This is a genomic window from Anaerococcus kampingae, assembly GCF_046365475.1.
Classification (GTDB): domain Bacteria; phylum Bacillota; class Clostridia; order Tissierellales; family Peptoniphilaceae; genus Anaerococcus; species Anaerococcus kampingae.
In genome coordinates this window covers 1-25,165 of record NZ_JBGMEF010000026.1, presented here as the reverse complement: position 1 = coordinate 25,165, position 25,165 = coordinate 1, and the positions used below count along the sequence as shown (strand labels likewise).

The 25,165-nt window shown below is 35.9% G+C and carries 16 protein-coding genes and 1 pseudogene; 13 read left to right on the top strand and 4 right to left on the bottom strand.

Annotated features, from left to right (window positions below; genetic code table 11):
* Together rpoC and ACCQ42_RS07305 are read left to right on the top strand one after the other, a co-directional pair.
* Complete coding sequence (rpoC, locus tag ACCQ42_RS07310; protein ID WP_410035794.1) at positions 1-3,567, top strand: DNA-directed RNA polymerase subunit beta'; 3,567 nt, start codon at positions 1-3, stop codon at positions 3,565-3,567.
* A 112-nt stretch (positions 3,568-3,679) separates the two neighbouring features.
* Positions 3,680-4,159, top strand: coding sequence for a hypothetical protein (locus ACCQ42_RS07305; protein WP_265212558.1), 480 nt, complete (start codon positions 3,680-3,682; stop codon positions 4,157-4,159).
* 48 nt (positions 4,160-4,207) lie between these two features.
* On the opposite strand, the gene ACCQ42_RS07300 is transcribed toward ACCQ42_RS07305, so the two are convergent.
* Positions 4,208-5,329, bottom strand: a complete 1,122-nt coding sequence (locus ACCQ42_RS07300) for an aldo/keto reductase (protein WP_410035793.1) — start codon at positions 5,327-5,329, stop codon at positions 4,208-4,210.
* 82 nt (positions 5,330-5,411) lie between these two features.
* Between ACCQ42_RS07300 and ACCQ42_RS07295 the strand changes: the two genes are divergently transcribed.
* Together ACCQ42_RS07295 and ACCQ42_RS07290 are read left to right on the top strand one after the other, a co-directional pair.
* Positions 5,412-6,689 (top strand): chloride channel protein, encoded by a 1,278-nt coding sequence (locus ACCQ42_RS07295; RefSeq protein ID WP_265212567.1) that lies wholly within the window; start codon positions 5,412-5,414, stop codon positions 6,687-6,689.
* Positions 6,690-6,916: 227 nt separating this feature from the next.
* Entirely contained in the window at positions 6,917-13,687 is a 6,771-nt protein-coding gene (locus ACCQ42_RS07290) for a S8 family serine peptidase (RefSeq protein ID WP_311531753.1), read from the top strand.
* A gap of 424 nt (positions 13,688-14,111) precedes the next feature.
* On the opposite strand, the gene ACCQ42_RS07285 is transcribed toward ACCQ42_RS07290, so the two are convergent.
* A complete protein-coding gene (locus ACCQ42_RS07285) occupies positions 14,112-14,291 on the bottom strand; it encodes a hypothetical protein (protein ID WP_234025809.1) in 180 nt (59 codons plus the stop codon).
* A 186-nt stretch (positions 14,292-14,477) separates the two neighbouring features.
* Positions 14,478-14,993: an FprA family A-type flavoprotein gene (locus ACCQ42_RS07280; RefSeq protein WP_265212571.1), complete on the bottom strand. Its 516-nt coding sequence runs from the start codon at positions 14,991-14,993 to the stop codon at positions 14,478-14,480.
* A 443-nt stretch (positions 14,994-15,436) separates the two neighbouring features.
* On the opposite strand from ACCQ42_RS07280, the pseudogene ACCQ42_RS07275 reads away from it, so the two are divergent.
* The 5 genes and pseudogenes from ACCQ42_RS07275 to ACCQ42_RS07255 form a co-directional block, all read left to right on the top strand.
* A pseudogene (locus ACCQ42_RS07275) lies at positions 15,437-15,709 on the top strand (solute carrier family 23 protein); the annotation flags it as partial.
* A 206-nt stretch (positions 15,710-15,915) separates the two neighbouring features.
* A complete protein-coding gene (locus tag ACCQ42_RS07270; protein ID WP_410035792.1) occupies positions 15,916-16,809 on the top strand; it encodes a class B sortase in 894 nt (297 codons plus the stop codon).
* A gap of 108 nt (positions 16,810-16,917) precedes the next feature.
* Positions 16,918-18,261 carry an MATE family efflux transporter gene (locus tag ACCQ42_RS07265; RefSeq protein ID WP_410035791.1) on the top strand — a complete coding sequence of 448 codons (1,344 nt, stop codon included), beginning with the start codon at positions 16,918-16,920 and terminating at the stop codon, positions 18,259-18,261.
* A 172-nt stretch (positions 18,262-18,433) separates the two neighbouring features.
* Entirely contained in the window at positions 18,434-18,859 is a 426-nt protein-coding gene (locus tag ACCQ42_RS07260; RefSeq protein WP_410035790.1) for a hypothetical protein, read from the top strand.
* A 2-nt stretch (positions 18,860-18,861) separates the two neighbouring features.
* Entirely contained in the window at positions 18,862-20,820 is a 1,959-nt protein-coding gene (locus ACCQ42_RS07255; protein ID WP_410035789.1) for a glycoside hydrolase family 31 protein, read from the top strand.
* Between the two features lie 171 nt (positions 20,821-20,991).
* On the opposite strand, the gene tpx is transcribed toward ACCQ42_RS07255, so the two are convergent.
* On the bottom strand, positions 20,992-21,492 hold the full coding sequence (gene tpx / locus ACCQ42_RS07250) for a thiol peroxidase (RefSeq protein ID WP_410035788.1): 501 nt from the start codon (positions 21,490-21,492) through the stop codon (positions 20,992-20,994).
* Between the two features lie 328 nt (positions 21,493-21,820).
* On the opposite strand from tpx, the gene rpsL reads away from it, so the two are divergent.
* The 4 genes from rpsL to ACCQ42_RS07230 form a co-directional block, all read left to right on the top strand.
* Complete coding sequence (gene rpsL / locus ACCQ42_RS07245; protein WP_106459857.1) at positions 21,821-22,228, top strand: 30S ribosomal protein S12; 408 nt, start codon at positions 21,821-21,823, stop codon at positions 22,226-22,228.
* Positions 22,229-22,344: 116 nt separating this feature from the next.
* A complete protein-coding gene (gene rpsG / locus ACCQ42_RS07240; RefSeq protein WP_106459858.1) occupies positions 22,345-22,815 on the top strand; it encodes a 30S ribosomal protein S7 in 471 nt (156 codons plus the stop codon).
* A gap of 12 nt (positions 22,816-22,827) precedes the next feature.
* On the top strand, positions 22,828-24,900 hold the full coding sequence (gene fusA, locus ACCQ42_RS07235; protein ID WP_106459859.1) for an elongation factor G: 2,073 nt from the start codon (positions 22,828-22,830) through the stop codon (positions 24,898-24,900).
* A gap of 18 nt (positions 24,901-24,918) precedes the next feature.
* The coding region (locus ACCQ42_RS07230) for a GTP-binding protein (RefSeq protein WP_410035097.1) at positions 24,919-25,165 on the top strand (247 nt) is incomplete at its 3' end.

Here is a 25,165-nt window from a genome sequence, read left to right as displayed (position 1 = left end):
TTGAGCGAATTAAAAGAATTTATCGGCATGAGGATGAAAGTCGCATCGCCAGAAAAAATAAGAAGTTGGTCTCATGGTGAAGTTAAAAAACCAGAAACAATAAACTATAGGACCCTAAAGCCTGAAAAAGATGGCCTTTTCTGCGAAAAAATATTTGGACCAACCAAGGACTATGAATGTTCTTGTGGTAAATACAAACGCATGAGATATAAGGGCGTAGTGTGCGAAAAATGTGGAGTAGAAGTCACAAAATCAAAAGTAAGACGTGAAAGAATGGGACACATAGAGCTAGCAGCTCCAGTAAGTCACATTTGGTTCTTCAAGGGAATCCCATCTAAAATGGGACTTCTCCTTGATATGAGCCCAAGAGTATTAGAGAAGATCCTCTACTTTGCATCCTATGTAGTAATCAACCCAGGTTCAACAGACCTAGCAGAAAAACAAGAAATCTCAGAAACAGAATACCAAGACATACTTGAACAATATCCAGACGATACAGAATTTAAGGCAGCAATGGGTGCAGAAGCAGTAAAAGAACTCCTTCAAAACATCGATCTTGAAAGAGAATACGAACTTCTTCTAAAAGAGCTTGATGAATCATCAAACCAAAAAAAGGTAAGAGTATCAAGAAGACTAGAAGTAGTAGATGCCTTCTTAACAAGTGGCAACAAACCAGAATGGATGATCCTAGATGTCCTTCCAGTAATGCCACCAGAATTAAGACCAATGGTCCAACTAGAAGGTGGAAGATTTGCAACATCTGACCTAAATGACCTATACAGAAGAGTAATCAACAGAAATAACAGACTAAAAAGACTACTTGATATAGGCGCTCCAGAAATAATCGTCAGAAACGAAAAGAGAATGCTCCAAGAAGCAGTCGATGCCCTAATAGATAACGGTCGTAGGGGAAGAGCTGTAACAGGAGCCTCAAATAGAAACATGAAGTCCCTATCAGACCTTCTTAAGGGTAAATCTGGTAGATTTAGACAAAACCTTCTAGGTAAGAGGGTAGACTATTCAGGACGTTCAGTAATCGTAGTAGGTCCAGACCTTAAGTTCAACCAATGTGGTCTGCCACAAGAGATGGCCCTTGAGTTATTCAAGCCATTTATCATGAACAAGGTAGTAGAAAAAGACCTGGCCCACAACCTAAAGACAGCCAAGAAAATGGTAGAGAAAAAGGACCCAAGAGTGTATGAAGTCCTAGAAGAGGTTATAAAAGACCATCCAGTACTTCTAAACCGTGCTCCGACCCTCCATAGACTTGGTATCCAAGCTTTTGAACCAACTCTAGTAGAAGGAAAGGCAATCAAGCTTCATCCATTAGCATGTAACGCCTTCAACGCCGACTTCGATGGTGACCAGATGGCTATCCACCTTCCACTATCAAACGAAGCCCAAATTGAAGCAAGACTACTAATGATGTCAACCAACAACATCCTAGGCCTTAAAGATGGTAAGCCAATCACAACCCCATCTCAGGATATGGTATTAGGTGCTTATTACCTAACAACCATCAAAGAAGGAGCTAAGGGTGAGGGAATGGTATTTGAATCTACAAATGAAATGTATAAGGCTCTAGTAAATGGACTTGTAGAATATCAAAGTAAAATTGGCGTAAGAATCAAAAAAGATGAAATGGATCCAGGTAAAATTGTAACTTCATCAGTAGGTAGATTTATCTACAACGAAGGTATTCCACAAGATTTAGGCTATGTAAACAGAAAAGAAGATCCATATTCACTAGAAATAGACACAGTTGCAGATTCTGGAACCCTAAAAGATATAATCGATAGGTGCTTTAGAAAACATGGCAACATCAAAACAGCCGAAGTCCTTGACTACATCAAGCACACAGGCTACAAATACTCAACCTTATCAGGCCTAACAGTATCAATGGACGATGTAAAAATCCCAGCTGAAAAATGGCCACTAATAGATGAAGCTGATAAGGCAGTTGATAAGTACGACAAGCTTTACAGACGTGGTCTTATAACTGACCAAGAAAGATATGAAAAGGTAATTGAAATATGGCAAGATACAACCAACAAGGTTACAGATGCCCTACTTTCAGACCTAAGAGATGACAACAACATCAAAATCTTTGCTGATTCTGGTGCCCGTGGTTCAACCAATCAGATCAGACAGCTAGGCGGTATGCGTGGACTTATGAGTCAGGCCGATGGTAAAATCATCGAGATTCCAATCAAGGCTAACTTTAGGGAAGGTCTATCAGTACAAGAGTACTTTATTTCAACCCACGGTTCTCGTAAGGGTCTAACAGATACAGCCCTAAGAACAGCCGACTCAGGTTACCTAACCCGTAGGATGGTAGACATATCTCAAGATGTCATAGTAACAGAAGATGACTGCCATTCAGATGGCTTTGTAGTAGCTCACGAATTTAAAGATGGCAACGAATTAATAGAAGATCTAAGAACAAGAATCGTAGGCCGTACATCTTTTGAAGATATAAAAGATGAATCAGGCGAGATAATTGTTCATAAAGATGAAGTAATAGATGAAGACTTGGCTGACAAAATCGTAGGAGCTGGCATCAAAGAAGTAAAACTTCGTTCAGTCCTAGAATGTAAGTCAAAACAAGGTGTATGTGCTAAATGCTACGGTAGAAACCTAGCAACAGGCAAGCACGTAAACATCGGTGAAGCTGTAGGAATTATAGCAGCCCAATCAATCGGTGAACCAGGTACCCAGTTAACCATGCGTACCTTCCACTCCGGTGGTATAGCAGGCGTTGGAATCACCCAAGGTCTTCCAAGGGTTGAGGAGCTTTTTGAAGCTCGTAAACCAAAGGGACTTGCCTTCATAGCAGCAAACTCAGGCCAGGTTCGTCTAATCCAAAACGAAAAGAAAACTGACGTAGAAATACTTGGTGAAGATGGCCAAGCTAGAGAATACAAGATACCATTTGGTTCAAGAATCCTAGTAAGAGACGGAGATTATGTAGAAATAGGTGCCCAACTAACAGAAGGTTCCCTAGACCCACACGATGTCCTAGATGTACTAGGCAAGGTCGGAGTTCAAGACTACATCACCAAGGAAGTCCAAAAAGTATATAGGCAACAAGGTGTTGAAATCGACGACAGACACATCGAAGTAATAGCTCGTCAGATGCTAAAGAAAGTAAAAATCGTAGACTCAGGAGATACAGAATTCCTACCAGAAAGCTTGCAAGATAGACGTGAAGTAGATCTAGTAAACAAGGAAATGGAAGAAGCAGGCAAAAGACCAGCAATCTATGACCAAGAGCTTCTTGGTATAACCAAGGCATCTCTTGCCACAGACAGCTGGCTATCAGCAGCATCCTTCCAAGAAACAACCAGAGTTCTAACAGATGCTTCAATTAAGGGCAAGGTAGACGACCTAAGAGGTCTAAAAGAAAACATCATAATAGGTAAGCTAATACCAGCAGGTACAGGCCTAAAATACTACAATGATGTAGAAATCGACTACGAAACCAAAGAGCTAGAAGATGAACAAATCAGAGCAAACGTGGAATCAGTAGAACGAGCCATAGCCGAAGAAGAAATCGAAGAAGTATAAAAATAAGAGCGTTTAGCCAAAAGCTAGCGCTCTTTTTCCTTACAAAGTTTGTAATTCTCATATTTTTTATTTTTGCTATAATCATAATATAGAAAAAATAAAGGAGAAAAATATGAAAACAAATATTAAAAAACTATCTTCAATATTATTAGTAGGCGGCCTTGCTCTTGGTCTTGCAGCTTGTGGAAAGGCAGATGCGGATGATTATTCTACAGGAATGATTAGCCAGAAAGAAATTCAAGAAGAATTTACAAAAACTAAGGAAAACTTAGACTGGCCAGAAGGATATGAAATCCCAGAAGAGATTGACTATAAGGATGATGACCTATATCAAAAGGGATTTGGCTCTACAAGGGCAAGCATGTATTGGGAAGCAGCCTGGGAAAAGGAATGGCTAAATACTTATAAGACTGATCCAGCAAGAGCTCAAAAAGCTTTAGATGAGTTAGAAAAAGCCAAGACTATGACTTATATGTCAGAAGCCAAATGCGATGATGCAACAAGAAAATATTTTAATGATATTTTAGAAAAAGCCAAAAATGGAGACCCATCAGGCTTTGAAGAAAATATCAAACTCAATGCCCCAGAATAAAAATAAAGCTGATGGAAGAGGAAAAAATCCTCCCATCAGCTTTTATTTTTATCTTAAATATTCATTAGCTTTCTTAAGGTCTTCGATTATTTCAAGACTTTGTGGGCATATGCCTTCGCATTTGCCGCATTCTATGCACTCTTCAGGGCTTACTCCGTCTTTTAGATATTCTTTGTAAGCCTTTTGAGATTTTTCTTTTTCATCATAAAGGTGGGCGTTATTCCAGAGGGCAAAGACCTTTGGTATATTGATATCAACTGTGCAAGGCAAGCAATATTCGCAAGCTGTGCAGGCGATTTGCTCTCTTGACTTATAGATCGCTCTGGCCTTCCTGTAAAAATCTCTATCCTCATCACTTAGACTTGCTGGCTCTACTTGACTTGCTATAGCAAGATTTTCCCTAACTTGGTCTATGTCATTCATACCAGAAAGAACAGTCATGACATTATCTAGATCTAGGACAAACTTAAGGGCCATTTGGGCTGGTGAAAGGTCTGAACCCCTCATGAGGTCTTTTACTTCACGAGGTGGATTTGCAAGTCTTCCGCCCTTTACAGGCTCCATTATCACAAGGGGAATGCCCATTTCCTTGGCAAGTGTATAGCCCTTCATACCTGCTTGAAGGTTGATATCCAGATAATTTAATTGGATTTGGCAGAAATCCCATGGATAGGATTTGATAATTTCTTCAAAAACTGGATATTCATCGTGGAAGGAAAAGCCAATGTTTTTTACAAGTCCTTTTTCCTTTATAACTTTTATAAAGTCAAAAAGTCCATTTTCTACAGCTTGGTCAAATTTTTTCTTATCCAATGAATGGATTAGGTAAAAATCAAAATAATCTGTGCGAAGGTTTGCCAGTTGTTCCTTAAAAATCTTCTCATAATCTTCATAAGAATTTACCAGCCAAACTGGCATCTTAGTTGCAATTGTGACCTTATCCCTAAGGTCATTTTCTTCTATGAATTCTCCAATAAATTTCTCGCTCATCTGATTGTGGTAAGGGTAGGCTGTGTCTATGTATGTAAGTCCCTTATCTATAGCCTCTTTTATAATCTCGCTTGAGTATTCTTTGTCAATCTTACCATTATCATCATCAAGGGTCTTAAATCTCATGCAGCCAAAGCCAAGTCTTGAGACTTTATCTCCCTTATAATCAAAATATTTCATAAATTCCTCCTTAACTACATTTCTACCCAAATTTAAAATTGTTAATAAGTAAAATTTCTGTATAGTAAATACGAGGTGAATTATGGAAAAATTATATAAAAAGTTATATTTATTTGTTATCTTAGGAATTTTTGTAGGTCTTTTGATTGGGATTTTCAAAAAAGCAATAGGCTTAGTTGCAAGTTTCATGGAAGAATTCCTAAGCAAGACTTCTGGCAATTTAACAAATTCCTTCTTATTTATTTTATTTTTAATTCTTATAGGAATTATTACTTTTTATATCCTAAAAAAGGATAAAGATACCAAGGGATCTGGAATACCAGTGATAATGGGTATGATGGATGGGGAATTTGAAGTTAATTCTAAAAAAACCATCATTAATAAATTTATAGCATCCTTTCTAACTATTGGTTCAGGTCTAACAGTAGGCAGGGAAGGCCCATCAGTTCAGCTTGGTGGCCTGGCTGGAGATATTGTGGCAGGCTTTGACCAAACTTTTGAGAGGAAATATTTTATAGGATCTGCGGCAGCAGCAGGTTTTGCAGTAGCCTTTAATGCTCCCGTAGCAGCAATAATCTTTGGGGTAGAAGAAGTCTTTAGAAAGCACGATGTAAAGACCTTCCTTACATCAGCTACAACTACAATAGCAGCGACAATCACATCAGGACTAATTTTTGGAGACTTCCCAAGCCTAATAGAGATACCGGTTTTTGATAATGTAAGCCAGGCAAGGCTTTGGATAATCCTTATCCTAGGCATAGTCACAGGCCTTTCTGGAGTCTTATTTAATAAGCTGGTAATAGGGGCAAAATCAGTTTACAAAAAAATTCCCCTTCCAGACCTTGTGAAATACCTGGCCCCATTTGTCATAACAGGCCTAGCCTTACTAGTAGATCCAAGGCTTTTTGGATCAGGAGAAGAATTAATATACCTACCAGCAGGTGGGGGCGAATCTTTGGCCACACTTATATATATGTATTTTGCAAAAATTCTCCTCTTAAGCCTTGCCTTTGGCATGGGCCTATCAGGAGGCTCCCTAGTTCCACTCCTAGCAATAGGGGCAATCCTTGGCAATATCTACGCCACAGCCCTCTTTGATATGGGTCTAATCCCGGCAGAAAGAATCTTTGCCATAAGTTTAATAGCCATGGCAGGCCACTTCTCAGCCATAGTAAGAACTCCAATTGCAGCCATAATCCTAATTGTGGAAATGACAGGCGGAGCCTTCTCAAACATCCTAGGCCTAGCCCTAGTATCCTTTATAGCCTACCTAGTAGCAGAAATATTTAAATCAAAACCATTCTACGAAGACCTCTATGAAAGGCTTCTAAAAACAGAAAAATCTTACTTTAAACATTAATTATTTGCAAACTACAAAATAAATGCCTATATATGTTTAATTAATCGGCTATCTAAATCTTGACAAGTGTTAAAAATATATAAAGATTATATTGACAAGGTGATATAAATGTTTTATAATTGATTAGTGGTACTGAAAATCATTATCACAATTATATATTTTGTACATTAATATGAATTAATATTTAACATGTTAAATAAATAATTAATAGAGGATATGGAGAATAAATGAATAATAAAAAAATTATTAAGGCGACATTAATTGCCGCCTTATCTATTTCATTCTTATTTAATGAGCCTTCCTTCGCAAGTGGCGAAGAAGAAAAACCGCTAGAGGCAAATAGCCAAAGCCTTGCTAGTGAAAATGAAGCAACTACAGAAAAAAAAGAAGAAGCAAAGAGTGAAGAATCTTTTGATAAAGAAAATGAACAAAAGAAAGAAGATGAAAACAAAGACAAAGCTCCTGCTTTAGAAACTTCCCTCAAAGAAGATAAGTCTGATGAAAAAGAAGGTAAATCAACAGAAGATACACATAAAGCTGACCTTAATAAGGATTCATCTATTGAAGAAAAGAAAGATGATAAGGCTGTAGATAATAAAGATGATAAGTCTGTAGGTAATAAAGATGATAAGTCTGTAGGTAATAAAGATGATAAGGATGTAGAAAAAAAAGATGATAAGGCTGTAGAAAAGAAAGATGATAAAGTTTTAGATAATAAAGATAAGGGTAGAGTCATCTACATAGCCGAATTTAAAGATAAAGAGGCTGCTGAAAGGGCAATGAAGGAAATATCAAAATTTTCTTCTACAAAAGTTTTGTATGCCTATAATACAATTTTCAATGGTTGTGCAATTGAAACAAAACAAGATAATCTTGATTTGATTAAACATATCGAAGGAATATCATCTGTAGACAGAGCTCAAAAAGTTGAGCCAATGATGAATCACGCAAGAGAAGAAATCGGTGTCAATGAAGCTATCGACTACCTAAAAGCCATTAACAAAGACATGGTAATGAAGTTTGACGGTAGGGGCATGGTAATTGCAAATATCGATACTGGAACTGATTATAGGCACAAGGCTATGAGAATTGACGATGAAGCTAAGCCTTATATGAAATATAAAAAAGAGGACATGAAGGGAACTGACAAGGACTTTTGGTTGAGTGATAAAATTCCTCATGCCTTTAACTATTATAATGGTGGCAAAATCACTGTCGAAAAATATGACGATGGTTCCGACTATCATGATCCACATGGTATGCATATAGCGGGAATCCTTGCTGGTAATGATACTGATAAGGATATAGCTAAGTATAATGGTATAGACGGAATAGCACCAAATGCTCAAATCTTTTCTTACAAGATGTACTCAGATTCAGGTGATGGCTTTGCTGGTGATGAAACAATGTTTCACGCTATCGAAGATGCAATCAAACATAAGGTTGATGTAGTATCTGTATCTTCTGGATTTACAGGAACAGGTCTTATTGGTGAGAAATATTGGCAAGCAATTAGGGCTTTAAGAAAGGCAGGTATTCCTATGGTAGTTGCTACTGGTAACTATGCAACATCTGCTTCAAGCTCATCATGGGACTTGGCTGTTAATAACCAACTAAAGATGACCGATACAGGAAATGTAACTAGAACTGCTGCCCACGAAGATGCCATAGCTGTTGCATCAGCTAAAAATCAAATAGTAGAGTTTGATAAGGTAAATATTGGTGGCGAAAGCTTCAAGTATAGAAATATCGGTACCTTCTTCGATAAAAATAAGATTATTAGTAATGAAGATGGAAGCAAAGCATCTGACAAAATGAAATTCGTTTATATAGGCAAGGGTCAAGATGAAGATCTAGTTGGGCTTAATCTTAAAGGCAAAATTGCTGTTATGGATAGAATATATACAAAGGATTTAAAATATGCCTTCAAAAGAGCTGCCGATAAGGGTGCTCGCGCAATCATGGTTGTAAACACTGTTAACTACTATAACAGGGATAACTGGACAGAGCTTCCAGCCATGGGCTACGAAGAAGATGAAGGAACAACTTGCCAAGTATTTTCAGTATCTGGTGATGATGGACTTAAAATTTGGAATATGATTGATCCAGCCAATAAAACTGAGGTTAAGAGAAACAAGAAAGAAGACTTCAAAGATAAGCTTGACCAATACTATCCAATTGATATGGAAAGCTTCAACAAAAACCGTCCAAAGCTTGGTGATGAGAAAGAGCTAGACTTTAACTTTGCTCCTGATACAGACAAGGAACTTTATAAAGAAGAAGTAATCGTGCCAGCAGCCTCTACATCATGGGGTCCAAGGGGTGACCTCCTACTAAAACCAGATGTATCAGCACCAGGAAAGAACATCAAATCAACTCTAAATGTAATTGATGGCAAATCAACTTATGGTTATATGTCAGGAACAAGTATGGCAACACCAGTGGTCGCAGCATCAACAGTATTGATTAGACCAAAACTAAAAGAGATGCTCGAAAAACCTGTCCTCAAAAACCTAGAAGGTGAGGATAAAATCGACTTAACTACTCTTACAAAGATTGCCCTACAAAACACAGCAAGACCTATGATGGATCCAACATCTTGGAAGGAAAAATCACTATATTATGCTTCGCCAAGACAACAAGGTGCAGGTCTAATTAACGTTGCTAATGCACTAAGAAGTGATGTTATAGCAAGCTTTAAAAATGTTGACTCCGAAGGTCTAGTAAACTCATATGGATCTATATCACTTAGAGAAATTAAGGGAGAAAAGAAATATTTCACAATCAAGTTGATTAATACATCAGATAGGCCTCTCACATTTAAGGCTTCATCATCTGCAATAACCACAGATTCCCTTACCGACAGGCTAAAACTTGATGAAACTTACAAGGATGAGAAATCATCAGATGGTAAACAAATTGTTCCAGAAATTCATCCAGCAAGTATTAAGGGTGCAAATATTAGCTTTGAACACGATGTATTTACAATTGCTCCAAACTCTTCATATGAATTGAAGGCTGTAATAAATGTAGGAGATGCAAAAGATAAAGACCAATTTGTAGAATCCTTCATTAGACTTGAATCTAAAGAAGAACTTGAGGCAATGTGTGGCAAGGAAAACAAGACAGTATTCCAACCATCTCTATCAATGCCACTTATGGGCTTTGCTGGAAATTGGAACAAGGAGCCAATCCTTGACAAGTGGGCTTGGGAAGAAGGCTCTAAATCAAAAACCATGGAAGGTTATGACGATGATGGTAAACCAAAAATACCTGGAACCTTGAACAAGGGTATAGGTGGAGAACATGACATCGATAAATTCAATCCAGCAGCCGTTATCCAAAACAGAAAAGATGGAAATACAAAATCACTTGATCAAGATCCTGATTTATTTGCACTAAATAACAACCACGGATTATATGATCCATCACAAAGCGAATCAAAAGTCGCAAGAATTTATCCACTTGATAATAAGGGACAACCACAAGAAGTTCAAATCGAAACAGGGCTAACACCTTCCCCACTCGTTCTAAGAAGTGCAAGAGAAGGCTTAATCTCAATTGTAAATACTGACAAAGAGGGCGAAGGACAAAAAGACCTCAAGGTTGTATCTAGAGAGCACTTCATCAGAGGAATCCTAAACTCAAAGAGAAACGATGCTAAGGGGATTAAGTCATCCAAGTTAAAAGTTTTGGGAGATTTGAAATGGGATGGCCTTATTTACAATCCTAGAGGAAGAGAAGAAGGCGCTAATGATGATAATAATAACCAAGACTTTGAAACAAAACTTAGGGGTCAATTTGAACCGATAGCTGAGGGTCAATACTTCTACAAGTTCAAATATAGATTAACTAAGGATTATTCATGGCAAGTTTCTTATATACCAGTAAAAATTGACAATACAGCTCCAAAGATTGTCGATGTTGATTTCTCTAATCCAGACAAAATCAAATTAATAGCAAAAGATACCTACCACAAGGCAAAAGATGAGTACAAAAATGAAACCTTGTTTGTAAGAGATCAAAAAGACCATCCAGAGAAATTTGAAGAAGTAGCCAACGAAGTATGGTATGCAGGTGCAGCTATAGTTGACGAATACGGTGATGTTGAAAGAAACCTCAATGTAAAATATGCTGGAGAAGGCGAAGGTAGACATAGAAAGCTTGATGATAAAGGAAATACTATCTACGAAATTAGCGGTGCAGGAGATTTAAGAGGAAAAATCATAGAAGTAATCGCCCTAGATGGTGCAAGCAACTTCACCAAAATCCATAGGATAAAATTTGATAAGCAAGCTGATGCAAACGGAATGATTTCTTATTACCTAGTAGATCCTGACCAAGATTCTTCTTCTTACAAAAAACTTGGAGAAATTTCTGAAGAAAAACTCAAAAATGCAAAGAGCTCAGAGGAAAATACCAATAATAATCAAGTTAAGGATGAAGACTCAAAACCAGCTGAAGAAAGTTCAGTTGAGGGAGAAGCTAGCCTTGAAATAAATAAAAATATTTCAACAATTAGAGACTTTGAAAATAAAGACCTAAAGAAACTAATTAAAAAGAAATATAAGGAAATATATGACTTTGTAAGTGGTGAAATGAAAACAGTAGAGTGTGATTACGAATATGATGAAAAAGGAAATATAAAAGCCTACGATGATGGAAGTGCTCTAGAATATGAAACTGAGGAACTTGATGATGTTAAATCAAAGCTTGGTGGAGTGTTAAGTCCATCAAAGGATGGCCATTTTGAAATTCTTGGAAAAGTAAATAATGTATCAAAAGATGCTAAGGCCTACTATGGTAATGACTATAAAATAATAGAAATCAAGGCAAGTAAATACGACCCACAAACAAAAACTCTAACATTTGACTTATTTGCAAACACAAATGATGTAGTCAATGGTCTATCCTTTACTGGAGATATGAATATTATCGTAAAAGATAAGGGTCAAACAAAAGCTAAAACTATAATAAGGATGCCAGAAAAAAAGGATGAAGCCGCGGAAGCTGCACCATATGCTTCAAGCTATGGAAATATTATCGAACTAGGTGAAGGTGAACTAACTAAACAAAAACCAAAAGATCCAAGCAAGATGGATACAAACAAGATGTTCTTCGATAAAGAAAAGGGTCAATATGTATTAAATGATAAAATGATTGTAAGAAAGGGATATGCCCTAAGAGTTACGACATTTAACCCAGGAAAAACTGATATGCTTGATGGTAATGGAGTTTATAGCATGGAAGATATAGAAAAAATCCAAAAGACTGCCCCTAACATCAAGGCTTTATCACAAAAAACAATCTACTGTGATAGTAGAAATGTTGAAGATGGTAGAAGCACTCAATCGGTTCTCATGTCAGCCTTGGACGGATTTAATATAGTTAGATATCAAGTCTTTACATTCAAAACTAATGACAAGGGAGAAGCTATAGATAAGGATGGAAATCTTGTAGATGATCCTTCTAAACTAGTTCTTCTTGGCAAAGATGGCAAGGAATACCTTGGAGATGATAAATCCAACGTAGAAGCCATCAAAGAAGATGGAGGAATGCTATTTATAGATGCAAAATCAGTAGATTTGACTATGGATAGAAACTATTTCAATCCAACAAAGGACAATAAAATCTATGTAAGAAAACCAGAATTCTATTTAAGAGGAAAAATAGGAGATAAGGGTGGTTTCAACTGGGAAATGAGAGTTAACGAGTCAGTTGTAGACAACTACCTAATTTACGGTGATTTACACATAGATAATACAAGAGACTTTAACATTAAGCTTGATGTAAAAGATGGGGATATCATGGACTGGGGAATGAAGGACTACAAGGCTAATGGATTCCCAGACAAGGTCAAAGATATGGATGGCAATGTATACCTACAAACTGGTTATAGTAAACTTAATGCCAAGGCTGTTGGAGTTCACTATCAATTCCTCTATGATACTGTAAAACCTGAAATCGAACAAAAGGATGATGGTAACACAGCTATTGAATATGAAAAAGATAAATTTATCAAATTCAATGTTACAGACAAGAGAGATGGCGATAAAGCTGGAGAAATCCAAGACAAACAAATCTTTGTAAATGGTATAGCATACGAGTCCTTAGATGATATAAAAGATATAAAGGAAAATACGCTAACAATCAAGTTTGTTGTAAAAGACTTTGCAAACAATACTAGGGTAAAGGAATTTAGCTTTGACAAAGAAAGTGGCACATTAACTCCTATAGATCCAGAAAAAGTCAAGATTACAATAGATAATAAGGAAAATGAACTTGTAAAGGGAGAGGATTTCCAATTACCAGAATACAAGGGAGAAGTTCCAGAAGGTAAAGGCTTCAAGGGTTGGAAAGTCAAAGATAAAGACGGAAAAGAAGAAATTAAAGCACAAGGTGCCTTCTTATTTGCTATGGCAGATCTAAGTGTTCAACCAGACTTCTACGATCTTCCTAAAGAAGTTAAAGAAGAAAATAAACAAACTTTTGATGAAACAAAGAAAAAAGATGAGGATTATTCAAAGATTTGGAATATAACTTGCCCAAGTGATACAGAAAATCCTTCAGAAGACCCTTCTGTAATTCCTTCAGAAGATCCTTCTGAAATTCCTTCAGAAGATCATTCTGTAATTCCTTCAGATAATCCTTCTGAAATTCCTTCTGAAAATCCACAAATTCCAGAAATAAATCTAGCTCATAAGAGTGAAAATTCAAAAGATAATCAAGGATTAGTAGTGGAGGCAAGCTTAGAAACTAAAGAGCTTAAAGGAGATCCTTCAAAAGACAATACCTTAGTTCAAAATGCTAAGGAAGATAAGGATAAAGAAGAAGCAAAGGAAAATAAGAGCCAAAGAAGTGAAGAAAAATCACAAGAAAAGAATGAGAAAGCTCCAAAAAGCACAAATGTTAAAACAGGAGTAGAGAGCCTATCATCAGTAGTGATGGGATTATTTGCAGCAAGCCTTGCCTTATTCAAGACTAAAAAAAGAAAATAAAAAGACCTAATATAAACTAAGTAAATATTAGATCTGATACCAGAGTTAGCATAAAGCTTGCTCTGGTATTTTTTTGTCTTAGAATTTTTAGATTGGAAAATCATCTCTAGGATTTTAATAAAATCACAAGCATAAAGATTTTCAAATTAAAAGCCCTCAATAAAGTTGAGTACTTTAAGTTCTATTTTTTGTTATCCATATCAGCTTTGATGGCCTTAGCAAGGGCTTCAATTTCTTCTACTTGTTCCATCTTCACACCAGAATTGATTTTAACATCTTATCCTACATAGTCAAGCTTAGTTTGAGATAGGATTTCCTTTGAAATCTCGAGACTTCTTCCGCCCCAAGACCAGTTGTTTAGGAAAGAAACAGTTTTATTGCTAAAGCCTGTTCCAACAAGTTCTCTTAGGAAGGCATCTATCTTTTAGTAAAGACCAGAGTTGTAGTTGATTGGTGCAAATACTGAGTGAAAGAATCTGTGGCAGTGGCTATTTTGATAAGAAACATAAAAAGCAGCCAGATCATAAATCTTGATATTTTCAACCCCTAACTCAGCTAGCTTTGTTACAAGAATGTCGGCTACTTCTTCGGTATCTCCATACATTAATGCGTAAACTATAACGACACCTTTTTTTCGCTGTGAAGGTTGACCACTTGTTATACTTATCAATTATGAAATTGATAGGTTGTTCGTCCTTATAAACAGGACCATGGAGAGGAAGAATGGCAAGGTCGTTGATGTTCATGAAGGCATTTTGTACCATTTTCCGAACTTACCAACTATATTGATTTAATATCTTATAGCTTGATATAGCCAATCAACCTTGTGGATAACATTCTTAGCATCTGCATGACCTTCAATTACATTAAAGGCACCAAAAGCATCTGCTGAGAAGAGAAGACCTTCAGTTGTTTCGTAAGTCATCATAACTTCTGGCCAGTGAACCATTGGAGTGAAAACAAATTTGAGATTTCTCTTACCGATATTTACTTCATCTCCATCTTTTACTTCCACATATCTATCCTTTAATTCATCATTGTAGAATTGTTCATAGAACTTGAAGGTCGTGGCATTGCCAACAAACTTAGCATTTGGGCATTCTTTTAAACAAAAATCAATATTTCTACAGTGGCCTGGCTCCATGTGCTCAACAATTAAATAATCTAAGTCTTCTCCGTTATGAGCTGCCTTAACATTTTCTATATATCTTCTAGTAAAGGCTGCATCTACTGAATCACACAAAACGTTCTTTTCGTCTTTATTAAGGTAAGAGTTGTAGGAAACACCATTTGTCAATTCGAACATATTTTCGAATCGGTCAATCTTTCTGTCGTTAACTCCAACTCAATAGATATTATCTAATATTTCTACTATATTGTGTATCTTATCTTCTTTGAAACTCCTTTTATTTGTTTTGTTACATTGTTAACTATACTAGATATTTAGTAAAATTTAATTATATATTAATGATTATTATTATCGGTAATAATCTAAAAAAATTAAATATATATTTTGACAAGAAATTATGGTAGAAATAATTTATATTGGCATAAATAAGGTAAAAATAATTGCAAAAACTTTCCAAACATTCAGGTTTAGTTGATAAAGATGGGGATGTTATTAATTTAAAGCAAACGCTTATGAGTGATGCGATTTCAACAGCTGCTAGTGCCTTGGTAGGGAAATCAACCGTAACAACAGTTGTAGAATCATAAGCTGGTATAGCAGAGGGTTGAAGGACAGGACTTACATCGCTTACAACAGCGGCCCTATTTTTGTTCTCTTTAATCTTCGTTCCACTAATTGCGATAATTCCAGCCCAAGTTACAGCTCCAGCTCTAATTTTTGTTGGCGTATTGATGTTATCAGGTGTTAAGGATATAGACTTTGATGATTTGACAAATGCCCTTCCAGCTATTTGTACTATCGTCTTTATGCCTTTTACTTATTCCATAGCAAATGGTATAGCCCTCGGTCTGATAACTTTCTGTATAGTAAAAGCATGCACAGGTCAAAGCTAGGAAATACAACTACTAACCCTAATTATAGCTCTAACTTTTGTCTTTAGATATGCCTTTATAACCTAGGATAGGAGAATAAATGACAAATTTTGTTTTAATTGGGGAGATTTTTTATTTTTATTTTGATAATACTTGTTATTTTATAAAAAACTTGTATTTCCTAGAGAAATCAGATGAAAAGTGTAGAATATAAGCCAGGAGATTATATGAAGAAGAATTATTCTAATTTTTTATGGGCCCTTGCCTTTATTTTACTATTTGTTTTTCTCTATAAGAATGATAGGCTTACTCAAGAAAAGATTGCTTATTATCAAGAGGAAAATATGAGAAAATTTTATTCTAGCAAGAGAATCGATATGGCAAGGGAAGAGGAAATAAATAATATTGTAAAGAAGGCTGATGAAGGAAGACTTCTGGCTTTTCTTAAAAATAAAATAAAAGAAGAATCCGCGGCAGAAGCAACAGCTGGAGTCAATCATGTAAAGGATCTTCAGAAAAAGTATCCCCAAGTCAAGGGTAGGATTATTGTCGATGGTACCTCAATAGATTTCCCTGTTGTTCAGGGGGAAGATAATGAATTTTACCTCGACCACGATTATGATGGGTCTTATTATATAAACGGGGGAGTTTTTATCGACCACGTCCACCAGGGAGATTTTTCTGATCAAAATACAGTAATTTATGGTCATAATGTAAGGATTGGCTATATTTTCCATGATTTGGATAAGTTTAGGGATAAGAATTTTATAAAAAAGCACTCGGAGATAATTATTGACACTCCAGTGGCCAGGAGGACCTTTGAGGTGGTTTGTGCCATGGATGTGAATGTGGATGCAGATTATAGGTTTAACTATTACGATGATGATGAGTTTGAAGACTATCTTAAACTTATTAGAAAAAATAATATCCTTGAAAATAGGCCTCTGCCAAAAAAAGATGATAAGCTAATAACTTTGTCGACCTGTTCAGATATCAAAGATAGGTACGCAATTGTGGCTGTGGAGAAAAAAGAAGCCTATGTGAATAAAAAGAATTTTAATTATTGGCAAGGTGTCCATTTGCTTGCAAAGATACCAGGTCAAGATATTTCTATTTATTAAAACTTGTTAAAAATCTTCCTGAATTTGGGAAGATTTTTTGTGCCTATTTTCTTTGATTTTTTATCCATTTATCATATATTAGTATAAATTAAAAAGATTGGAAATTTTATGGATCATTATTTAACAAATGAGTCGCCATCTAAGGCAATTAGCAAGTTTGCCCTGCCAATGGCGGTGGGCTCTCTTTTTCAACAAATTTATACCTTAGTCGATTCGGCTGTGGTTGGCAAATATGTAGGTGAGGCCGCACTTGCATCAATTGGGGCGAGCTTTGCTCTCACTACGATTTTTATATGTATAGGAATTGGTGGAGGTGCTGGGGCATCTGTCCTTATAGCTAGATATTTTGGAGCCAAGGATTATAAGAGGATGAAGACTGCGATTTTCACTTCGATTATAGGGTTTTTAGTCCTTGCCCTTGGCCTTTCGGCCTTTGGTTTGTTTTTTGCAAAAAACCTCATGGCTTTACTTAGGACACCTGATGAAATTCTCGATATGGCTGTTCTCTACTTAAATATTTATTTTTATGGTCTGCCATTTTTATTTATGTATAATATCATCTCAGCCCTTTATCAGGCTTTGGGAGAATCTAAGATTCCTCTATATTTTTTGATTTTCTCTTCGATTTTGAATGTAAGCTTGGATGTATATTTTGTAAGAGATTTGGGATTTGGACTGGCTGGAGCAGCCTACGCAACTCTCCTTGCCCAGGGTTTGTCTGCTGTCCTATCCTTTGGGGTTTTTATAAGAAGGCTTAGTAAAATTAAGACAGAAAAGACAAAGATTTTTGATAAAAAAGAGCTAGGCCGCATTTCTTACCTAGCCATCCCATCTATTATCCAGCAATCAACCATCACAATTGGTCAACTTTTAGTCCAATCTGTGGTAAATTCCTTTGGGGTAGGTATGCTGGCAGGATTTTCTGCAGCCATTAGGGTAGAAAGCCTCATTATTGTACCGATAACTAGTCTTGGCAATGCCATATCTTCTTACACTTCTCAAAATGTGGGGGCAAAAAAGCTTGCAAGATTAGAAAAAGGCCTTAGGGCATCCATAGCCATGGTTGGGATTTATTCTGTCGTGATTTTAATATGTTTGAAATTTAATTCAGCAAATATAATCGCTTATTTCATGAACGAATCATCATCAAACTTAGCTAAAGATACAGGCGTGGCCTACCTAGACTTTATTGGATATTTCTTTCTTCTTGTAGGATCTAAACACTGCGTGGACGGCATTCTAAGAGGAGTTGGAGATGTAAAGGTTTTTACCCTAGCTAATATAGTCAACCTGACCATAAGGGTAAGCTTATCGATGGCCCTAGCCCATAAAATCGGTATAGCCATGGTCTGGTATGCAGTACCTCTTGGTTGGCTAGCTAATCTTGTGATTTCTACTAGTTATTATTTAAAGATAAAGAAGCAAAATTATAGCTTGGATTCTAATGGGTGAACAGAGAACAATTGTAAATAGTCATAAATATTTGAATTTTAATTATCAATTATTTACAATGGTATTAATATGAATTTTAAGGGACTTGTAAAATTTAAATTTGCTCCGGGAAATAAATTAACGGAGAAATATTTATAATTTTGCAAGCCCCTTTTTATTAGGGGAGAAATTTATGATTAAAAATGGGAAAAATTATAATCCAATAAGTAAAAAAGAATCTATAATACAGGGAGATAAGTATAGGATTTCAATTCTCACTTCTAGACTAATTAGGCTAGAATATAGCGAGGATGGAATTTTTGAAGATAGGATGACCAAAGGGATTATAAATAGGGATTTTCCTCCTGTAAATTTCAAGGTTTATGATAGGAAAGATTGGCTAAAAATTGTTACTGATCATGTAACTATTTTATATGATAAAAAACCATTTTCTACCTATGGTCTAAGCGTAGAGCTTAGGGGCAAGGTCAACCATCCATATTATTGCATTTGGCATTATGGAGACAAGATAGAAAACCTAGGCGGAACAGCAAGAACTCTTGATTTTGCAGAATCAAAGGTAGAATTAGGAGATGTATCCTTTCTAGATATGGTATAAGTGTGATAGATGACTCATCATCACCAATAATAAGCGATGATGGTTGGACTTATGATAGAAATAATGATAATCAAGACCTATATGTCTTTGCTTATAAAGATAAGTATTTAGATGCCCTAGATGATTTTTATAAGCTTTCTGGAAGTCAACCACTTTTACCAAGGTATGCTCTGGGTAATTGGTGGTCCAGATTTTATAATTACTCTAAAGAAGACTACCTAGACTTGGTGGATAAGTTTGAAAAGTTTAAGGCACCTTTTTCTGTTATGGTACTAGATATGCTTTGGCATACTACAGGAATTGATGAAAAATACGGAAGCGACTGGACGGGTTATACATGGAATTATGACCTCTTGGGTGAACCACTAAACTTATTTTCAAGTCTTCATAATAACAATTACAAGCTAACTTTAAACCTACATCCATCATCAGGAATTAGGCCAAGTGAAGATTTTTATGAAGATATGGCAAAGGAGCTTGGTTATGATTATGAAAATGAAGAGACTATAGATTTTTCCTATAAAGATAGGGCCTATGCTGATTGCCTAAATAAGTATTTTTATAAGCCTTTTGAAGAAAAGGGAGTAGATTTCTGGTGGATGGATTGGCAACAAAGCCCAAGAAAGCTTGATGAAAACAAAGATGCCTTGTGGGTTATAAACCGTACTAGATTTTTAGATATGGAAAAATCTGGCAAGAGAGCTCTCACATTTTCAAGGTTTGCAGGTCTTGGGTCTCAAAGATATCCTATAGGATTTTCTGGTGATACATCTATAAATTGGGATACATTAGATTTTCAACCATATTTCACAGCCACATCTTCAAATATTGGCTTTGGATGGTGGTCTCATGATATAGGTGGTCATATGAAAGGAGCAACTGAACCAGAGCTTATGCTAAGGTGGCTACAATTTGGAGTTTTTTCTCCTATAAGTAGGCTTCATAGCTCAAATACACCTTTTGTATCCAAGGAGCCATGGTCTTTTGATGAAAAATATTCAAAACTTATGGTCGACTACCTACAAATCCGCCATAAACTTATTCCCTATATCCATACCATGAATTATAAGGCTAGCGAAGAAAATATCCCTTTAATAAGGCCAATCTATTACTATTATCCAAATGATGAAAGAGCTTATGCGAACAAAAACCAATACTATTTTGGTGAGAGTCTTTTAGTCACATCGATGACTAAAAAAATAGATTCTAGGCTCCAAATGGCTGAATTTAAGGCGTTTTTGCCAGATGATGGTTATTATGATTTGCAGACTGGCCTTTTCTACGCTGGTCAAACAATGATTGAAATCTATAGACCAATTGATAAAATGGGCTTATTCATCAAAAAAGGTGGGATTATTCCATTAGCTGACCTAGATAAAGATTACACAAACTCTATAGAAAACCCAAAGGCCTTAAAAATTTTAATAGGCGCTGGTAAAGATGGAATATTTAATTTGATTGAAGATAGCGAAGAAAACTTAGAAGCTAAATCTATAACTCAGATTTGCTATGAAGATAAGAGGACTATAAGGCTAGATCAATCTAAAACTAAAATAGATATCATTTCGACTAAGAGAGATTGGACTTTTGAAATTTATGGAATAAAAGTAAATGAATTTGAAATAGTAGCTAATAAAGATAATAGGTTTGAGGGCAAGATTTCTTATAATCAAGAAAAAAATATAAGCCAAATAATCATTGAAGAAATCCCAAGCAATGAAGATATTGAAATTTTAATTAAATCATATGAAGAAATAGACCAAAAAACAAATAAGCTTGAACTTATCTTATCAAGAATAAATAGCTCAAGAATTGAAACTTTAAAGAAGGAAAGTATTTTTGATATAGTTAAAAATGCACAAAGTATTTCTAATCTTGTATCAGCCCTGATGGCCTTTGATATAGAAGAAAAAGTCAAAAAAGCTATATTTGAAATAATTTTTGCAAACGAAGAGTTTTAAATAATAAAGGTGATGAATTAGAAGAGATTCTATTCATCACCTTTTATATCTTTTATAATAATAGTTTTATATTTGTTTTAAAAAGTAATTAAGTTAACTACTATTTCATATGAGAAAGTTAAGGTAAGCTTGTAAAAATAACAAACTATCCCAAGCTTAAAATTTAAATACTTAGATTAATTCTTTAACTTTTTCTAAAGCAGCATCAAAGTTTACTTCGTGAGTTACTTCTGGAACATATTCTACATATGCTACCTTACCATCTTTATCGATTATTATGATACCTCTTGTAAGAAGCTTAAGCTCATCGATTAAGAAGCCATATTTTTCACCAAATTCTCTATTCTTATAGTCTGAAACTGTGATTGTATTGCCTATTTCATAAGCGTCGCAGAATCTTTTTTGAGAAAATGGTAGGTCTACTGTTATATTCACTATAGCCACATCATCAGAAAGATCGCTTGCTTCTTTATTAAATCTTTGAGCTTGGAAGGCACAAACGCTAGTATCAAGTGATGGAGCAGCTGAAATTATAACTACCTTTCCCTTTAGTTCATCAAGATTAAAATCAGAAAGGTCAGCCTTTGTAGCTGTAAAGTTAACAGCTTCATCGCCAACTTTTACTTCTTTTCCAACAAGTGTAACCTTATCTCCTGCAAATGTAATATCCATAATTAATTTCCTCCTAATAATTTATATTGACCTATAAGCAAGGTATAAACTATGCTTAAGTCAAGTTTTAGATAATATATCTTACATTCTAATTATACCCAAAATATTTTTATTTTTATAAATTTATTAAAAATTTTTTGATAATTTTAATAGAAAATAGATGAGCTAAATAAAGATTGGGAAAAAATGTTTCCATATATGTTTTTTTATAGAAAATTTATATAGATATAAGCAAATTACTTGACAATGAGTAAGTAAGCGTGTAAGATAGTTAAGGATTGGCAGGATTTGCCAATTTATTAGATTTTAAAAGAAAAGGAGGTGCATTATGCCAACAATTAATCAACTTGTTAGAAAAGGTAGAAAGAGCGAGAAATCAAAATCAGATACTCCAGCTTTAGGTTACAACTTCAATACTCTTAAGAGTAGAATGACTCCTAACCAATCACCACAAAAACGTGGGGTTTGTACATCAGTTAGAACAGTAACACCTAAAAAGCCTAACTCAGCTTTAAGAAAAATTGCCAGAGTAAGACTTACAAACGGAGCTGAAGTACTTTCTTACATTCCAGGAATTGGACACAACCTTCAAGAACACAGTGTTGTACTAATCAGAGGTGGTAGGGTAAAAGACCTTCCAGGTGTTAGATACCACATCATCAGAGGTACACTTGATACAGCAGGTGTTGACGGAAGAAAACAAGGTAGATCTAAATACGGAGCAAAAAGAGGCTAGTAATTAGTTAAGGTAAGTGCATAATGTGCCTATTAATATAAAGGTATGTCACGCACTTTACGATTAAGATCGAGTACTCAAGATATTACACATAATTGGTAAAGGAGGGAAGAAAAGTGTCAAGAAAAGGACATATACCAAAAAGAGAGGTAATGCCTGATGCCAAGTATAACGACAGAGTTGTAACAAAACTTATCAACAATGTTATGCTAGATGGTAAAAAAGGCCTTGCTACAAAAATAGTTTATGAAGCTTTTGATAAAGTTGAAGAAACTACTGGAACAAACGCTTTAGAAGTGTTCCAACAAGCTATGGAAAATATAATGCCTACTCTAGAAGTTAAGGCAAGAAGAATCGGTGGTGCAAACTACCAAGTACCAATGGAAGTTAGACCAGAAAGAAGACAAACACTAGCCCTAAGATGGTTAGTAAATTTCTCTCGTGCTAGAGGCGAAAGAACAATGGTTGAAAGACTTTCTAAAGAAATTATCGATGCATCAAACAATGCGGGTGCCGCAGTTAAGAGAAAAGAAGAGATGCATAGGGCAGCAGAAGCTAATAAGGCTTTCGCGCACTTTAGATATTAGTTAGGGGGATAGATGCCTAGACAGGTTGCACTTAAAGATACCAGAAATATAGGAATTATGGCCCACATAGATGCAGGTAAAACTACTTGTACAGAAAGAATCCTATACTACACTGGTAAAATTTATAAAATCGGAGATACCCACGATGGAACAGCAGTAATGGATTCCATGGAACAAGAAAAAGAACGTGGTATCACAATAGGATCTGCTGCAACAACAGCATTTTGGAAAAACCATAGAATTAATATTATCGATACACCAGGCCACGTTGACTTTACTGTAGAGGTTGAAAGATCACTAAGAGTACTAGACTCAGCAGTAGCCCTATTCGATGCTAAAAGTGGTGTAGAACCACAATCTGAAACTGTATGGAGACAAGCTGACAAGTACAACATCCCAAGAATTTGTTTCATTAACAAAATGGATGCTACAGGTGCAGACTTCTTCATGGCAGTAGATACAATAAAAGATAAACTAAAAGCAAATGCAGTTCCATTAGAAATTCCTATAGGAAGCGAACAATCTTTTGAAGGTGCTGTAGACCTTGTAACTATGCAAGCAGTCACATATTCATCTGAAGACCTTGGAGCTCATCCAAAATATTCTGAAATCCCAGCTGAATTAAAAGATCAAGCTGAAGAATACAGAAACAACCTTCTTGAAGAATTATCAGAAGTTGATGATACAATCATGATGAAATACCTAGAAGGTGAAGAAGTAACTGAAGATGAAATCAAATCAGCCATCAGAAAAGCAACTATAGCACAAAAAATATTCCCATGTCTACTAGGTTCAGCCTACAAAAACAAGGGAGTACAACCACTACTAGATGCAATTATAGACTACATGCCAAGCCCAGTAGACGTTCCATCAATCGAAGGTGTTGATCCTAAAGATCCAGAAAAAGTTCTAGAAAGACACCCAGGAGATGATGAACCTACAGCTGCTCTTGCATTTAAGGTAGTAACAGATCCATACGTAGGTAAATTAATCTATGTTAGAATCTACTCAGGTACAATAGAATCTGGCTCATATATCTACAACGCAACAAAAGGCAAGAGAGAAAGAGTTGGACGTATCATGCAAATGCACTCTAATAAGCAAGAAGAAATCGAAAAAGGTTATGCTGGCGATATCGTAGCTCTATTAGGTCTAAAAGATACAACAACAGGGGACTCCCTATGTGACCAAGATAATCAAATTATCCTAGAACAAATGGAATTCCCAGACCCAGTAATCTCAGTAGCTATAGAACCAAAGACAAGAGCATCTCAAGATAAGATGATCATCGGTCTTCAAAAACTTGCAGAAGAAGATCCAACCTTCCAAACAAAATCAGATGAAGAAACCGGACAAACAATCATCTCAGGTATGGGTGAGCTTCACCTTGAAATCATCGTAGACAGACTTCTAAGAGAATTCAAAGTAGAAGCAAACATCGGTAACCCACAAGTAGCTTACAGAGAATCAATTACTAAAGAAGCAGAAGCTCAAGGTAAGTTTGTAAGACAATCAGGTGGTTCTGGACAATACGGTGATGTTATGCTTAGAGTTGAACCAGGTGAAGAAGGATCAGGAATCACATTCGAATCTAAAATCGTCGGTGGTGCAGTTCCAAAAGAATACATCAGACCAGTTGAAGAAGGTGTTAGAGAAGCTGCAGCAGCAGGTGTACTTGGCGGTTACCCAATGGTAGACGTTCATGTAACCCTATTTGACGGATCTTACCACGAAGTCGACTCATCAGAAGTAGCCTTCCACGTAGCAGGATCAATCGGATTTAAGAATGCAGTACAAAAAGCAGGCCCAGTCCTACTAGAACCAATCGAAAAAGTTGAAATTACTACTCCAGACGAGTATCTTGGAGATGTAATGGGTGATGTATCATCAAGAAGAGGAAAGATAGACGGCATGAATCCAAAAGACGGAATCCACGTACTAGATGCCTTCATCCCACTATCAGAAATGTTCGGATATGCTACAGACCTAAGAAGTAAGACCCAAGGTAGAGCAACCTACTCAATGGGCTTTGACCACTATGCTGAAGTTCCAGCATCAGTAAGAGATGAAGTAATTAATAAATAATTAATATAGGAGAGAAAAATGAGTAAACAAACATTTGAAAGAAGCAAACCACATATTAATATTGGTACAATCGGCCACGTAGACCACGGTAAAACAACAACAACAGCAGCAATCACCCAAGCCCTAAACAAAAAATACGGTACAGGTGAATACATCGATTATGAACACATCGATAAGGCTCCAGAAGAAAGAGAACGTGGAATCACAATCAACACATCAGTAGTAGAATATGAAACAGAAAAAAGACACTACGCACACATCGACG